At 68.2% G+C, this 15686-nt stretch carries 14 protein-coding genes; 1 reads left to right on the top strand and 13 read right to left on the bottom strand.

The genetic code is table 11. From position 1 onward, the window contains the following. Positions 1–98: 98 nt before the first annotated feature. Complete coding sequence (locus tag CYJ10_RS17875) at positions 99–1562, top strand: efflux transporter outer membrane subunit (protein ID WP_101682820.1); 1464 nt, start codon at positions 99–101, stop codon at positions 1560–1562. 33 nt (positions 1563–1595) lie between these two features. Here the strand turns inward: CYJ10_RS17875 and CYJ10_RS17870 are convergent, their stop codons facing one another. The 13 genes from CYJ10_RS17870 to nrfD form a co-directional block, all read right to left on the bottom strand. After that, positions 1596–4490 carry an FAD-binding and (Fe-S)-binding domain-containing protein gene (locus tag CYJ10_RS17870; RefSeq protein WP_101682819.1) on the bottom strand — a complete coding sequence of 965 codons (2895 nt, stop codon included), beginning with the start codon at positions 4488–4490 and terminating at the stop codon, positions 1596–1598. After that, positions 4472–5584 carry an enolase C-terminal domain-like protein gene (locus CYJ10_RS17865; RefSeq protein ID WP_101682818.1) on the bottom strand — a complete coding sequence of 371 codons (1113 nt, stop codon included), beginning with the start codon at positions 5582–5584 and terminating at the stop codon, positions 4472–4474. The genes CYJ10_RS17870 and CYJ10_RS17865 overlap by 19 nt, the downstream gene beginning before the upstream one ends. Continuing rightward, on the bottom strand, positions 5581–7395 hold the full coding sequence (locus CYJ10_RS17860; protein ID WP_101682961.1) for a thiamine pyrophosphate-requiring protein: 1815 nt from the start codon (positions 7393–7395) through the stop codon (positions 5581–5583). Before CYJ10_RS17860 ends, CYJ10_RS17865 begins: the two co-directional genes overlap by 4 nt. A 177-nt stretch (positions 7396–7572) precedes the next feature. Continuing rightward, positions 7573–7887, bottom strand: coding sequence for a cytochrome C oxidase subunit IV family protein (locus tag CYJ10_RS17855; RefSeq protein WP_101682817.1), 315 nt, complete (start codon positions 7885–7887; stop codon positions 7573–7575). Then, on the bottom strand, positions 7884–8513 hold the full coding sequence (locus CYJ10_RS17850; protein ID WP_101682816.1) for a cytochrome c oxidase subunit 3 family protein: 630 nt from the start codon (positions 8511–8513) through the stop codon (positions 7884–7886). Before CYJ10_RS17850 ends, CYJ10_RS17855 begins: the two co-directional genes overlap by 4 nt. Then, positions 8510–10183, bottom strand: a complete 1674-nt coding sequence (ctaD, locus tag CYJ10_RS17845; protein WP_257993401.1) for a cytochrome c oxidase subunit I — start codon at positions 10181–10183, stop codon at positions 8510–8512. Before ctaD ends, CYJ10_RS17850 begins: the two co-directional genes overlap by 4 nt. Beyond that, the gene (coxB, locus tag CYJ10_RS17840) at positions 10164–11126 is read right to left on the bottom strand and encodes a cytochrome c oxidase subunit II (protein ID WP_101682815.1); all 963 of its coding nucleotides are present in this window, start codon (positions 11124–11126) and stop codon (positions 10164–10166) included. The genes ctaD and coxB overlap by 20 nt, the downstream gene beginning before the upstream one ends. Next, positions 11123–11911, bottom strand: coding sequence for an SCO family protein (locus CYJ10_RS17835; protein WP_101682814.1), 789 nt, complete (start codon positions 11909–11911; stop codon positions 11123–11125). Before CYJ10_RS17835 ends, coxB begins: the two co-directional genes overlap by 4 nt. Next, positions 11908–12261 (bottom strand): hypothetical protein, encoded by a 354-nt coding sequence (locus CYJ10_RS17830; RefSeq protein WP_101682813.1) that lies wholly within the window; start codon positions 12259–12261, stop codon positions 11908–11910. The genes CYJ10_RS17835 and CYJ10_RS17830 overlap by 4 nt, the downstream gene beginning before the upstream one ends. Beyond that, complete coding sequence (locus CYJ10_RS17825; RefSeq protein WP_101682812.1) at positions 12258–13166, bottom strand: hypothetical protein; 909 nt, start codon at positions 13164–13166, stop codon at positions 12258–12260. Before CYJ10_RS17825 ends, CYJ10_RS17830 begins: the two co-directional genes overlap by 4 nt. After that, positions 13163–13777, bottom strand: a complete 615-nt coding sequence (locus CYJ10_RS17820; protein ID WP_101682811.1) for a c-type cytochrome — start codon at positions 13775–13777, stop codon at positions 13163–13165. The genes CYJ10_RS17825 and CYJ10_RS17820 overlap by 4 nt, the downstream gene beginning before the upstream one ends. Next, positions 13774–14304: a DUF3341 domain-containing protein gene (locus tag CYJ10_RS17815; protein ID WP_101682810.1), complete on the bottom strand. Its 531-nt coding sequence runs from the start codon at positions 14302–14304 to the stop codon at positions 13774–13776. Before CYJ10_RS17815 ends, CYJ10_RS17820 begins: the two co-directional genes overlap by 4 nt. Further along, entirely contained in the window at positions 14301–15686 is a 1386-nt protein-coding gene (gene nrfD / locus CYJ10_RS17810; protein WP_257993400.1) for an NrfD/PsrC family molybdoenzyme membrane anchor subunit, read from the bottom strand. Before nrfD ends, CYJ10_RS17815 begins: the two co-directional genes overlap by 4 nt.

The raw sequence follows: 15686 nt of genomic DNA, 5'->3' as shown, positions 1-15686 counted from the left end.
CGAAAAAACAAGTTGCTATCAAGATGAAAGTTAGTCTAGGCTAGTAACTATCATCGTGCAAGTTAAATTTGCACGAATGCCATGGAAAGGAATGCGAGATGACAAGACAGGCACAAGGCGGGCGGATGCAGCGGACGGCGACGCTGGCGGCATCGGTTGCGGTGATGTTCGGGCTGGCGGCTTGCGCGGCAGTCGGGCCCGACTATCGCGAACCGGCGGTGGACACGCCGCAGGCGTACCAGCATGCGGCGGAAGTGGCACCCGTCAACGACACGCGGCAGCCGGTGTCGCTGGACACCTGGTGGAACGGCTTCAACGATCCGGTGCTGACCACCATCGTCCAGCGCGTGCTGGACCAGAACCTGGACATGGCGGCGTCCGTCGCCCGCGTGGAGCAGGCCCGCGCGGCCGCCAGCTTTTCCGGAGCCGAACTGCTGCCGCAGGGCAGTGCCTATGGCGATGTCAGCAAGCAGCGCCAGTCACTGGAAAGCCCGCTGGGCAAGATCGGCAGCAAGTTCCCGGGCTACACGCGCGGGCAGACGCTGTATGCGGTGGGCGCGGCCGCCACCTGGGAAATCGACCTTGCCGGCGGCCTGCGGCGCGGCGCCGAAGCGGCCAACGCCGAACTGCAGGCGGCCGAAGCGAACCACCTGGGCGTGCGCATCCTGGTAGCCGCCGAGGCGGCCGATGCCTATTTCCGCGTACGGGCCGCGCAGAGCCGCATCGCCATCGCCGAGCAGCAGGTCACGACCAATCAGCGTCTGCTGGATCTGGTGCGGCTGCGGCTGGCCGATGGCATCGGCGCCGAGCGCGAGCAGGCGCAGGCCGAGGCGCAACTGGCCCAGACACGGGTCACGATTCCGCCGCTGCGCATCGAACTGGAAACGCAGTTGAACCGGCTTGACGTACTGATGGGCGCGCAGCCGGGCACCTACGCAGCGGAACTGCGCGATTCGCAGAGCGCCTTGACCGTGCCACAGGTGGCGCTGGCGCAGGGGCCGGCCAATCTGCTGCAGCGCCGCCCCGACGTGATCGCGGCCGAGCGTCGCCTGGCCGCATCGAACGCGCGCATCGGCGTGGCCACCGCCGAGTACTACCCGAAGGTGTCGCTGTCGGCGCTGCTGGGGTTCGAGAGCCTGTCCGCCAGCAAGCTGTTCACGGCGCAGGCGTTTCAGCCGGCCGCCACGGCGGGGCTGCGCTGGCGCCTGTTCGACTTCGGGCGCGTCGATGCCGAGGTGGCCGGCGCAAATGGCGCCCACGCCGAGGCGCTGGCCAACTATCGCCAGGCGATGCTGCAGGCCACGGCGGACGTCGAGAATGCGCTGATATCGCTAACGCAACTCGATGCCCAGCGCCTGGAACTGGACAAGGAGGTCGGCGCCCATGAGCGCGCCCGCAATGCGTCCGAGGACGCCTACAAGGGTGGCGCGGTCAGCCTGTTCGAGGTGCTGGACGAGGATCGCCAACTGCTGGCAGCGCGCGACCAGCAAGCCAAGGTGCGCGCCGACAACGCCCGCGCAGCCGTGTCGGCGTTCCGGGCCCTGGGCGGCGGGTGGTCGTGATACACAGGGCGAGCGCGGGCCAGTCGGCGTGCGTCAGCAACCCAGCGCCCGAGCCAGTACCTCCGCGATGTGCAGCGGCACCATATCCGCGTGATGGCGGATCTGCTGCCGACAGCTGAAGCCGTCGGCCACCACCATCGCCTGGGCCTGACGAGCCTTGATGGCCGGAATCAGCGTGCGCTGTGCGCAGGCATCCGCCACCGCCTGCTTGTCCGGCAGGAAGCCGAACGATCCGGCCATGCCGCAGCAGCCCGAGTCGAGCACGCGATACTGCAGGCCCAGCGCGTGGAGCGCCTGTTCCTCGCCGATCGTCTTCAAGACCGAGCGATGATGGCAGTGGGGGTGCACCAGCGCTTGGCCCGACAACGGCGGCACACCCTGCAGCGCCCGGCCGTCGCACAGGAAATCGGGCAACAGGAACGACTGCTGCCGCAGCCGCATCGCCTGCTCGTCGCCGCCCAGCAGTTCGCCCATCTCCTCGTGAAAGACGGACAGGCAGGCCGGTTCCAGCACGATGACCGGCGTGCCACGGCGGATGTCGTCGGCCATGGTTTCCAGCACCTGCCGCAGGTAGGCGCGCGCCCGGTCCAGCATGCCGTATTCGTAGAGCGGCCGGCCGCAGCATAGCGGGCGAATCGGAAGATGCACGTCGTGGCCGGTGGCTTCCAGCACCGCCACCGCGCTGCGTGCAATGTCCGGCTCGAACGCATTGGTGAACGTGTCCGGCCACAGGATCACGCGCCGGCCACGGGCGGGGTGGGGCGGCCGGCGCGCAAACCAGGCCCGGAACGATTGCGCGGCGAATCGCGGAATCTCGCGGTCGGCGGCCACATTGGCCAGCAGATGGGCCGCCTGCGCGAACAATGGCGCATGGGTGAGCACGTTGACCACGCCGGGTGCGGCACTGCCCACGCGCGCCCAGCGGTCGATCAGCCCGAACGCGTAGGCTTCGCGCGGCCGGCGCCGGTGCGCGTAGTAGTGCGCCATGAACTCCGCCCGATAGGTCGCCATGTCGACGTTGACGGGGCATTCGCCCTTGCAGCCCTTGCATGACAGGCAGAGATCCAGCGCATTGTGCACGGCCTCGGAGCGCCAGCCGTCTTGCACCACCTCGCCCTTGAGCATCTCGAACAGCATGCGCGCCCGCCCGCGCGTGGAGTGCAGCTCCTCGCCGGTGGCCATGTAGCTGGGGCACATCACGCCGTTGTTCTTGCGGCACTCGCCTACGCCTACGCAGCGCAGCATGGCGCGCGGAAAGCTGCCGTTGTCCTTGGTGTAGTGAAAATGAACCGGCTGCTCCGGCGGGTTGTATGCCGTGCCGATACGCAGGTTCTGGTCGACGTGGTACGGGTTGACCACCTTGCCCGGATTCATGCGGTTCAGCGGGTCCCAGACCTGCTTGAACTCGCCGAAGGCGCGCATGATCCGTTCCGGGTACATGATCGGCAGCAGGTCGGCCTTCGACTGGCCATCGCCGTGCTCGCCCGAGATCGAGCCGCCCAGGCTGACTACCAGATGCGCGGCGTCCTGCAGGAAGCGGCGCCAGGTCTCGATGCCCTGCGCGGTCTCCAGGTCGAAGTCGATCCGCGTATGGACGCAGCCTTGCCCAAAGTGGCCGTACAGCGCGCAGCCATAGCCGTACTGGTCGAACAGCGCGCGCAGCCGGCGCAGGTATTCGGCCAGGTGTACGGGCGGCACGGCCGAGTCTTCCCAGCCTTCCCAGGTGATCTTCTGGTTCGGCACATGCGCGGTGGCGCCCAGCCCGGACTCGCGCACGCGCCAGATCAGCTTTTCTTCGGCCGGATTGTCAAACAGCTTCATCGACGGCGGATCGCTGGCGGCGCCGAGCGCATCCATCAGATGCCGGGCGCGGGCGTCGGCCTGTGCCTTGTCGTCGCCGCCGAATTCGGCCAGCAGCCAGCCATTGCCGGGTGGCAGCAGCGCCACGTCCTCCGGGTGCATGCGCAGCGCCTTCATGTCGGAGATCAGGCGGTCGTCCATGCCCTCGACGGCGATCGGGCCGGCATCCATCACCGCCATCACGTGGTTGGCGGCGTGAAAGACGTCCGGATACCCGAGCGCCAGCAGCGATCGCGCGCGCGGGCTGTCCACCAGCCGCAGCGTGGCTTCCAGCACGACCACGCAGGTGCCTTCGGTGCCGATCAGCGCATGGGCGACCTGGCCCTCGTACTCGGGCAGCAGTGCCTCGAGGCTGTAGCCCGACACGCGGCGCGGGATGCGCGGCATATGCTGGCGGATGTCGTCCGCGTACTTGTCGCGCAGGCTGCGCAGCTTGCGATAGATGTCGCCGATGCGGTCGTCTCTTGCCGCCAGGGCATCCCACGCATGCGACGCGGTGGCGCCAACGGTCATCCGCGTGCCGTCGTAGGTCAGGATGTCCAGCTCGATCACATTGCGGATCGTCTCGCCGCCCATCACCGAATGCGGGCCGCAGGAGTTGTTGCCGATCATGCCCCCGAGCGTGTTGTGCGAATGCGTGGCCGGGTCCGGTGCGAAGGTCAGGTGATGGCGCTCGGCGGCTTCGCGTAGCCGGTCCAGCACCACGCCGGGCTGCACGCGGGCCGTCTTCATTTCGGGGTCGATAGACAGGATGCGATTCAGGTACTTCGAGAAATCGAGCACCACGGCGGCATTGCAGGTCTGCCCGCACAGGCTGGTGCCGCCGCCGCGGGACAGCACCGGCGCCCCGTGCCGGCGGCACAGTGCCACGGTATCGATCACGGCCTGCACCGTGCGTGGCACTACCACCCCGATCGGTACCTGCCGGTAGTTGGACGCATCGGTGGCATACAGGGCGCGGCTACCCGCGTCGAAGCGCACTTCGGCGTCGACGGTCTCGCGCAGCGCGTGTGCCAGCGCGGCGGCATCGTCGTCGGCCCGGGGCGAAGCTATGAAACCCAATGACATCGTGCGTCCTCTTCCTTGAAAACCAGGCCAAGGCCCGGCTGCCCGCCATACGGATAGAGCCGGCCATCCCGCAGCGCCGGCACGCCGTCGAAGTAGCGCTGCTCGATATGGGCGTGATCCTCGAACACCTCCACGTGAATGGCCGGAATCGCCGCGCAGGCCAGGCTGGTGTGCAGCGCGGGCGCACAGTGGCTGGACAGTGGCACGTGGAAGGTCTCGCACAGGCATGCGGCACGCAGCCAGCCCGTGATGCCGCAACGCGTGGCGTCGGCCTGGAGCACGTCCACGCTGCGGGGTTCGAGCAGGCGCCGGAAGTCGTCGCCGGTGAAGCCGTACTCGCCCGCCGCCACCGACATGCCCGGCGGGGTGTGCTCGCGCACCTCGCGCAGGCCTGCAACATCGTCCGAACTCACGGGCTCCTCGAACCAGGTGACGTCGAAGCGCGCGAAGGCCTGCGCCATGCGCAGCGCCTGGGCCACCGTGTAGCCGCCGTTGGCATCGACGAACAGCGCCGTGTCGGCGCCGATGGCCTCGCGGACCGTGGCAACACGTGCGGGGTCATCGTCGGCATGGCGGCCGACCTTGATCTTGACGCGCGCGTAACCCTGGTCACGCCACGCGTGCGCGGTGTCGCGCAGCGCGTCCATCGACAGGCTTGTGAAGCCGCCGCTGGCGTAGCCGGGCACGGACGTGCGCGCGGCGCCCAGCAGCCGCATCAGCGAGACGTCAAGCAGGCGCGCTTTCAGGTCCCACAGTGCGATATCGACGGCCGAGATCGCCTGCGCACACAGGCCGGATACGCCCAGGTTGCGCACGGCGCGGAGCATGGTGAGCCAGCAGGCATTGGTGGCCATGGTATCGGCATCGATCAGCAAGGGCGCCAGCGTTTGCGCGATCAGTCGTGCCGCGGCCGGATTTGAGTAGCCATAGCCACAGCCGGTGACGCCGCCGGCGCTGGCGTGCACCACCACCAGCGTGGTGTGGTCCCATGTCAGCGTGCCATCGGACTCCGGGGATGGCAGCGGAATGCGGTAGGCCCTGGCGTCGATGGATCGGATCGGCACCGCGGACGATCCCGCGGCGTCCGGTGTCACGGCATGTCGTCCTGGTTCGTGCGGCGCTTCGACGGTGCGGTCAGCGACTCCCAGACCTGCCGGAACGTGGCGCGCAATGTGCCCCCGGCATCGGTATCGCCGTGCAGCATGGCCGAGATGTAGGCGCGCGCCTGCTTGGCCGAGATATGCGGCGGCAGGGGCGGCACATCGGGGTCGGTCACCATCTCCAGCAGGGTTGGCACGTTCGCGGCCAGCGCCTGGTCCAGCGCGGGGCCGATGGCATCGGGACGGTCCACGCGGATGCCCTGCAGCCCCAGCATCTGGGCAAAGGCAGCGTAGCCGAACGCCGGCAGGTCCTGCGACACGGCGAATTTCGGATCGCCCTCCATCACGCGCTGCTCCCAGGTCACCTGATTCAGGTCGCCGTTGTTCAGCACGATGATGGTCAGCGAACCTCTAGTCCACCGCTTCCAGTCGCGTGAAATCGTGATGAGCGCGCTGATGCCGTTCATCTGCATGGCGCCGTCGCCCACCATGGCGATCACGGCGCGGTCGGGGTGCGCATACCGCGCCGCGATGGCATACGGCACGGCTGGCCCCATCGTGGCCAGCCCGCCGCTGAGCGATGCCATCATGCCGCGCCGGATCTTCAGGTCCCGCGCATACCAGTTGGCCGCCGACCCGGAATCGCAGGTCAGGATGCAGTTGTCCGGCAATCGCCGGGACAGCTCCATGAACACGCGTTGCGGATTGATCGGGTTGGCCTCGGCGGCGGCGCGCTGTTCCAGCACCTGCCACCACTCGGCCACGTTGTGCTCCACCTCCTGCTGCCATGCGAGCGGTTTTTGCTCCAGCATCGGCAGCAGGGCGCGCAGCGTGCCCGCACTATCGCCTTCCAGGCAGATTTCCATCGGATAGCGCAGGTTCAGCATGCGGCCATCGATATCGATCTGCACGCCCCGCGCCTTGCCTTCCTGCGGCAGGAATTCCGAATAAGGGAACGCGGATCCCACCATCAGCAACGTATCGCAGCCATTCATCAGTTCCCAGCTGGGCTTGGTACCCAGCAGCCCGATGGAGCCGGTGACAAAGGGCAGGTCGTCCGGCACGGCGGCCTTGCCCAGCAGCGCCTTGGCCACGCCGGCGCCCAGCCGGCGCGCCACGTCGATGACTTCATCGGTGGCATTCAATGCGCCCGCGCCCACCAGCATGGCGACCTTGCCGCCCGCGTTCAGCACCTCGGCCGCCCGGCGCAGATCCGGCTCTTGAGGAACCTGGGCCCGAGCGGTGTAACCGATGCCTGTGTGGATGGTGCCGTGCTCGCGCGGCGGTTCCGTCACGGCTGGCAGGTCCTGCACGTCGTTGGGAATGATGATGCACGTCACCGTGCGGCGTTCGATGGCGATGCGCATGGCGCGATCCACCAGGTGCCGCATCTGCGCCGGATCGACGGCCATGGCCACGAAGTCGCGGGCCACGTCCTTCATCAGCGTGGTCAGATCCACTTCCTGCTGATAGTCGCCACCCAATGCCGCGCGCTTCTGCTGGCCGACGATGGCCACCACGGGCTGGTGGTCCATGCGGGCGTCGTAGAGCCCGTTGAGCAGGTGGATGGCGCCTGGCCCTGACGTGGCCAGGCATACGCCCGGTTCGCCGGTGAACTTGGCATGGGCGCAGGCCATGAACGCCGCCAGCTCCTCATGGCGCGCCTGAATGAACTCGGGCGCGTTGTCGGCGCGGCCAAATGCGCCCATCAAGCCGTTGATGCCGTCTCCGGGGTAGCCGAACACGCGCTGGACACCCCATTCCCGCAGGCGCTTGAGTACAAAGTCCGCAACAGTCATTGCCATCGCCAGCTCCATCATTTTCGGAGTGACATGCATCACCCGTGCCGTGTGTCGCGCGGAGAGCTGGGGCGAGCGTTGGGGCGGTTGGCAGCAGGCGTATCGCGGCGCGCGCACCACAAGTGGCCGCGTAGAAAGTGCCGGTGCCGGTAAGGTTTGCATACCGACCCGCTGACCTCCCCGCTACCGGCCGGCGGCCGCAGCCGGCGTCTGCCACGCGGCAGGCAGTCTGGGGCGGCTGGCGTAGTCGCCGTGCGTCAGGACGAACAGGATCGCCAGGATGCCGATGGGCAGCGCGGCCGCCAGCCGCAGTACCGCCGCCGCGCGGGCCAGGTGCATGAAGCTGACCGCGATCAGCAGCGCCTTGAGGGCGGCAATGGCGAGGTTGATGGGGGCGTTCCAGACGCCCAGATCCAGAAAGGCGGTGCCGACGGTGATGGCCAGCAGCAACACCAGCAGCAGCCATACGCCGAAAAGGCGTCGTGTGGTGGTTTTCATGTCGCGCTCCGGCCCGGCAGGTAAAGGATGGGGAACAGGAACAGCCAGATCACGTCGACAAAGTGCCAGTACAGGCCGACGGTCTCCAGGCGCGCCAGGTTGGCGGAGGCGTGGCGCCCCGCGCGAATCGCCATGGCGAAACCGAGCACCAGCGCGATCCCGATGCAGAGGTGCACGGCGTGCAGCCCCGTCATCGCGTAGTAGAGCAGCCGGAACATCTGCCCGCCGTGGCCACCGGGCCCCGCAGCGTTGTCGGGAACAAAGCCCGCGGCGATGTCCTTCGCATACTCGACCCCCTTGATGAGGAGGAATATCAGGCCCAGCGCCGCCACGGCGCACAGCAGGCGCACGGCACCGCGCCGGTTGCCGGCCTCCGCCGCCGCGACGGCCAGCGCCATGCACAGGCTGCTGGTCATCAGCACGACGGTGTTAACCGTGCCCAGCAGCAGGTCGGTGTGCCGCGCGGCCAGGGTCAGCCCGGCAAGGTCCGTGAATCGGACGAAGTAGTAGCCCATGAACAGCGGCCCGAAGAACATCAGCTCCGTGGCGAGGAAGATCCAGATGCCCAGGCGTGCGGCCAGCCGCTGCTGGCTGCCGCTGTCGAACTGGAACGGGGGCGCGCTCATTGTGGCGACTCCTGCCCCGTCACGGGGTCGTAGTCATAGGCGTCGCGTCGCACCCTGGGCGGGTGGGCGAAGTTGCGCGTGGGCGGCGGCGATGGCGTCTGCCACTCCAGGCCCGTGGCGTGCCATGGATTGGCGGGTGCACGCGGCGCCCGGAACAGCGAATGCATCAGGTACACCAGCGGCATCAGATAGCCGATGGCCAGGATCGAGCCGCCGGCCGAAGACAGGATGTTGAGCACCTGATATTCGGGCGGATAGGCGTGATAGCGGCGCGGCATGCCCTCGAAGCCCAGCAGGAACTGCGGAAAGAAGGTCAGGTTGAAGCCGATGAAGATCACCACCGCCGCGATACGGGCCCAGGTTTCAGGGTAGAGGCGCCCGGTGATCTTGGGCCACCAGAAATGCAGCCCGCCAAGGTAGGCCATGACGGCGCCGCCCACCATGATGTAGTGGAAGTGGGCGATGACGAAGTACGTGTCGGTCAGGTGCACGTCAAGGGCCAGGGCAGCCAGCACCAGCCCCGTGAGGCCGCCGATGGTGAACAGCCCGACAAAACCCAGCGCGTACAGCATCGGCGCGGCCAGGCGGATGCGGCCCTTGTAGAGCGTGGCGGTCCAGTTGAACACCTTGATGGCCGACGGCACGGCCACCAGGAAGCTCAGCAGCGAGAACGTCACGCTGGCGCGATAGGACTGTCCGCTGACGAACATGTGGTGGCCCCATACCAGGAAGCCCAGGCTGGCGATGCCGACAATGGCCCACGCCATGGCGCGATAGCCGAAGACGGGGCGCCGCGCAAAGCACGGGATGATCTCGCTGGCCACGCCCATCGCCGGCAGGATCATGATGTACACGGCCGGGTGCGAGTAGAACCAGAACAGGTGCTGGAACAGCAGCGGGTCGCCACCGAGTGCCGGATCGAAGATGCCGATATGGGCCAGCCGCTCCAGCGCCACCAGGCACAGCGTCATCGCCAATACCGGCGTGGCCAGCACCAGGATCAGGCTGGTGCCGTAGCTGGCCCAGACGAACAGCGGCAGGCGCATCCATGTCATGCCGGGCGCGCGCAGCGTGTGCGTGGTGACGATGATGTTCAGGCCGGTGAGAATCGACGAAAAGCCGGTGACGAATACCCCCGCCAGCGTCAGCACCACGTGGCTGTTCGAGAACATCGTCGAGAAGGGCGTGTAGAACGTCCAGCCGGTGTCCACGCCGCCTGCGACCATCGCGCCCAGCGTCAGCGTGCCGCCGGCCAGGTAGAGATACCAGCTGGCCAGGTTCAGCCGGGGAAACGCCATGTCGCGTGCGCCGATCATCAGCGGCACCAGGAAGTTGCCGAGCACCGATGGAATCGACGGGATCAGGAACAGCCAGACCATGATGACGCCGTGCGCGGTGAACAGCCGGTTGTAGGTGTCGGCCGTCATCAGGTCGCCTTGGGGCGTGACCAGGTCCAGGCGGATCAGCGTGGCGGCCGCGCCACCGACGAAGAAGAACAGCGTGATCGCCACCATGTACAGCCATGCGATGCGCTTGTGATCGGTCGATCCCAGCCACGAGCCAAGCGAGGTGCTTTCGCTCAGGTAGTTGCTGTCGTTGCCGCCCTCGTCGCCGGCCTTGTTGTCGGCGTCAGTCAAGGCGCCCGTGCGTTCAACGGTTTCGGTCTGCATGGGGGGCTCCCGTCGTGGTGCCGGTGGCGCGCAGGTAGGCGATGATGGCGAGGATGTCTTCCTCGTCCACCTGGCCCTGGTAGGTCGGCATGATGGGCGCATAGCCGGCCACGACGTCCTTGCGCGGGTCCAGCATCGCGTCGCGCACGTAGGCGGCGTCGGCGGTCACGGTGCGGCTATCCTGCAGCGTCACCGTCCGGCCGAGCAGCCCGTCCAGCGGCGGCGCCTGCACCGTGGCGCCGGCATCGTGGCAGGCGGCACAGCCCAGCTGCTGGAACAGCGCGCGGCCCCGTGCCGTCGTGGTTTCCGGGCCCGTGCTGGCGCCGAGCCATTGCGCAAACGCTGCGGGCGGCATCACGACGATGCGCCCCTGCATGGCGGCGTGGTCGGTGCCGCAGTACTCGGCGCAGAACAGCCGGTATTCGCCGGCCCGGGTGGCCGTGAAGCGCAGCATCGTGTAGCGGCCCGGCACCACGTCCTGCTTGATGCGGAATGCCGGCACATAGAAGCTGTGGATCACGTCCTGCGAGGTCATCGTCAACTCCACGGCCTGGCCCAGCGGCACGTGCAGTTCGTTGATCTCGCGCTTGCCGTTGGCGTGTTCGAGCTTCCACATCCATTGGCGGGCGACCACGGTGACCGGCACCGCACCGGCGGTTTCTCGCGCCAGCAGCGTGTAGTCGTGCGCGGCCCAGGCAAAGATGCCCAGGAAGATCAGCAGTGGCGTGACCGTCCAGGCGATCTCCAGCGGCGCGCTGGACAGCGGCGGCCGGTGGCGGTCGGCCTGCCGGTGCTCGCGGTAGCGAATGACGAATCCGGCCATTACGCACAGCACAGCCAGCGCCACCACGCAGAGCAGCGCGGTAAGCGACAGCATCAGGGTGTCGTAGCGGCCGGCTGCCAGCGATGCGCTGTCCGGCAGAAGCTGGAAGGTGCCGTTCATGATGGGCGACCCCGCTGCCGCCGGCCGGTGTGCCACAGCCAGCCGATGCCCAGCGCGGCGAAGGCGGACAAAAACACCATCCGGATCCCGTCGAGGATCGTCATCGTGTAGCGGCCGGTCTGCGGATCGAAATGCACGCAGCGCATCAGCAGCTGCTGTGCCGGAGAACCAACCCGGCCTGCCGCCGCCTGTTCGATCGCGGTGCGCAACGCGGCGGCATCGAACCGGACGCCGCTGAAGGACCGGGAGATCCGGCCATCGGGTGTCACTACGACAAAGCCGGCCGGATGGGCGATCTGGTCTGCATCGGGCAAGGGCGACGCCCGCATGCCGATGGCCCGCATCAGGGCATCGATGGTCCCCGCATCGCCGGTGAGCATGTGAAGATCGCCACCCGCGGCGGCCAGCAGGGCGCCATAGTGCGGCTTCTTTGCGGCGGCGGTTGCCACGGTCTCGTGGCTGTCGATGCTGACGGCCGCGACGCGCCAGGCGTCGTGCGGCAGGTGTGCCTGGGCCAGCGATTCCAGCACGCCATCCATGACCGTGCTGCACAGGTTGGTGCAGCGGTAGTACCCGGGCACCAGCACCAGCGGCCGGTCGCGCGACAGGTCTTGCAGGCGCACAGGCCGTCCGTCGTCGTCGCGAAAGGACAGGTCAGCGGGCAGCTGCTTGCCGGGGATGGGCGCAAACGCCATGTCCGGCGGCGCGGGCAGCGCCAGGGGTGCCGCCTGCGTGGGCAGGGCCAGCCACGCGATCAGCGCCAGGGCGGCGGCGCGCGCGTTCATGGTGCGGGCTCCTTGCGTTCATCGGCCATCAGCGCCATGGCGCGCGCCACCGGGATGCGGGCCGTCCCGGCGCGTTTATCAATCCACCCCCAGCCGTTGAGTTCGGCGAGCTTTTCGGCCTCGTAGCGCGCACGTTCGGGTTGGGGCGCGCTTTCGGACAGCGGCAACGCAGCCGGCGCCGAGGCGGCTGGCGCAGCCGGCGCCGGCGCGCCCAGCGATCCGGATGCGTTGAGCCGGCGCGCGTAGAGCCAGCCGACGGTGGCCGCCAGCGCAATGGCAACGGCAAGCGCGGCCGCCCCGAGTGCGACGGCGCGCAGGCTGACGTTGCGGGCCTGGCGCGCGTGGCTCATGTGTGGCCTCCTGTGGAGGGCAGCACCAGCCAGCAGGCTTCCACCGCATGCATGACAAGCACCATGGCGGCCACCGTTGCCAGCATCGGCGGCGAGCGCTTCACGCGGCGCGACAGCAGGGCCAGCATCGGCAGCGCGAAATGGCCCAGCGCCAGCACCCAGGCCATCAGGGGCCAGACGCCCACCCGGCGTGCCAGATACCAGCCGATTTCGTGCGGCAGGTCCTCGGCCCAGATGATCAGGTACTGGGTGAAGGCCAGGTAGGCCCAGGTGATGACGGCGGTCAGCAACAGGTTGCCCAGGTCCAGCAGCACTTGCGGCGGGGCGCCGCGCCGCGCCGCCAGCCATGTGCCGAGCGCCAGGCCGGCGCACGCCTGGCCCGTGGCCAGCAGCAGGCCGAACACACTGGAGTACCAGAGCGGCATCAGCGACATGATCCAGTCCACCGCCGCCACGCTGACCGTGAGCCCATAGATGATCAACGCCGCCGCCGCAAAGCGTGGCGAGCGCGTGTGGCGGGCGGACCGGCTCATCGTGGCCAGGACGACCCAGACGGCCAGCACCGCCACGCCGCGCACGACAAAGCCGGATCGGCTCAGCCATAGTGACTTGAATGCGGCGCTGTGGGCGGGGATGTCGGGCGCCCAGCGCTGCGCCCCGCGTGCGGCGTCGGCCGCCCAGGGGTACAGTGCGCCGACGCCTGCCAGGATCGGCAGGAACAGCAACGCCAGCAGCCAGGTATGGCGCGCCATGCCCAGCAATGGCGCGCGCAGCGGCTCGCCCCACGCGCCGCCCGTCAGGTTGTGGATCCAGACGATGGCCAGGCCGCCCATCACCACGCCGATGCCGCACCACCAGGCAGTCAGGTACAGCGACAGCAGCGTGGCGATGGTGTGCGGGCTCATCGATGCTCTCCGGCCGGCGCTGCGCCGTCCAGGTGCCGCAGGTCGTCGGCCGTCAGGCGCGCGGCGGGCGCATGCTGGCTGAACTGCAGGGCGCGCAGATAGGCCACCACGGCCCAGCGGTCCGGCGGCGGCAACTGCGCGGCGTAGGCGGCCATCTGTCCGCTGCCGTGACTGATCACGTCGTAGAGCAAGGTGTCGGGTGCGGCGTGCAACGCATCGGTGTGGAACGATGGCGGACGCGGAAAGCCGCGTCGCACCACCATGCCGTCGCCGTCGCCGGTGGCGCTGTGACACGGCATGCAGTAGATCTCGTAGCGGGACTGGCCGCGTTGCAGCTGCTGCAGCGTCAGCGGCGGGCGCGATGCGTTCGGGGCATCGTCCTGGCTTCGGCCGCTGGACGTGGCCGCAAACGGGCCGCCTGGCGCCGGCACGGTGTTGTCGGGTAACGGCCGGGCCGAGGTGCCGTCACCGAAGCGGTCGCTGCGCGCAAAGGGCTTGTACTTTGGCTGGTCGTACATGTCCTGGCGCGCCCGCTCGCACCCGGCAAACGACGCCAGCGCACAGGGCACACACAGGATGCAGAGACAGCGCAGCAGCCGGAAGGGGGTCATGCCGGCACCTCCGCCACCGCTGTCACCTGCAAGGGGTCGGTGGCTGCCAGCATGCGCCGGGCGGCGTCGGCATCATCGTTGCCGGGCCGGACGCACAGGAAGAACCGGTGTCGCGTCGCCTGCTCGAAATCGGCGGCATCGAACAGCGGATGGCGCAGGCGCGGCAGCCGGTTGGCCACCAGCATGCCGAATACCGTTGCCAAAGCCGCGCCGAGGATCGTCATCGAGAACGTCGCCGGCACGAACATCTGCCAGCTTCCGGTCGGGCGCCCGCCGACATTGATCGGATAGTCGAAGACCGCCGCATACCACTGCAGCAGGAAGCCGCCGATGCCGCCGGCCAGCCCCCCCAGCAGCGCCAGCAGCGGCATGCGGTCCGTTGCCATGCCGATGGCGTCCGCCAGCCCCTCCACGGGATACGGCGTGAACGCTTCGAGGTCGGTGAACCCGGCGGCGCGTGCGTGGCGGGCCGCGTCCAGCAGGGCATCGCCGGTACGGTATTCGGCCAGGACGCCATAGGGACTCATGGCTGCTCCCTGGCGCTGGCGTGCACGAGTTCGCGCATCTCGGCGATGGAGATCACCGGCAGGCAGCGGATAAAGACCAGGAACAGCCACGCGAACATGGCGATGGAGCCCACCAGCATGATCCAGTCCCATACGGTCGGATAGAACATGCCCCACGACGACGGCAGGAAGTCGCGGTGCAGGCTCGATACCACGATCAGAAAGCGCTCCATCCACATGCCCGTGTTGATGACCAGGCTCAGCGCGAACAAGGCCAGCGGGCTGTGCCGCACGCGCCGCCACCACAGGCACTGCGGCACCAGCACGTTGCAGGCCATCATCGCCCAGTACACCCCGGCGTACGGGCCGCCCCAGCGGTTGCGGACCAGGAAGATCTCGTAGGGGTCGCCGCTGTAGAAGGCGGTGAAGATCTCGCTGGTGTAGCCATACGCGACGATCACGCTCATCGTCAGCATGATCTTTGCCGCGTTGGCCAGATGGCGGCTGGTGATGAAGTCCTGCAGGCCGTAGGCGTGCCGCAGCGGAATGGCGATCGTCAGCACCATGGCAAAGCCGGAAAACAGCGCCCCGGCGACGAAGTACGGGGGAAAGATGGTGGAGTGGTAGCCCGGCGTGTTGCCGATCGCAAAGTCCAGCGACACGATGGAATGCACGGCGATGACCAGCGGCGTGGCCAGCCCGGCCAGCAGCTTGTAGGCGCTCTCGTAGCGCGCCCAGTGCCGCGCGTCGCCGCGCCAGCCCAGGGCCATCACCGCATAGGTCTGCGCCACCCGGCGGCGCCCGCGCAGGCAGGCGCGGTCGCGCAGCGTGGCCAGATCGGGAATCAGCCCGACGTACCAGAACAGCAGCGACACGATCAGGTAGGTGCCGATGGCAAAGAGATCCCACACCAGCGGGCTGCGCCACTGCGGCCAGACATTCATCACGTTGGGGTAGGGCACCAGCCAGTAGAAGAACCACGGGCGGCCCAGATGCAGGATCGGGAACAGGCCGGCGATGGCGGCGGCAAACAGCGTCATGGCTTCGGCGAACCGGTTCACCGACGTACGCCATTGCTGCCTGAGCAGCAGCAGGAACGCCGAAATGAACGTGCCGGCATGGCCGATCCCGATCCACCAGACGAAGTTGCCGATGGCAAAGCCCCACGCCACGGGAATATCGACGCCCCAGATGCCCACGCCTTTGGCGAAGAGCCAGGCCGTGCCGCCGATGAACACCAGCATGCCGGCAAACGTCAGCAGGAAGGCGCCGAGCCAGGGCAGTTGCACCGGCCGGTCCAGCACCAGGCCGGCGATCTTGTCGGACACGCTGGCATAGCCCCAGCCCGGCCGCAGTACACCAATATCTCTTGAAACGGGGGGCGTGTCCGACGGGTCTGCCAT

This window comes from Cupriavidus pauculus, assembly GCF_002858765.1.
Lineage (GTDB): Bacteria > Pseudomonadota > Gammaproteobacteria > Burkholderiales > Burkholderiaceae > Cupriavidus > Cupriavidus pauculus_B.
The sequence above is the reverse complement of the archived record's forward strand: the minus strand, read 5'-3'. Positions and strand labels throughout refer to the sequence as shown.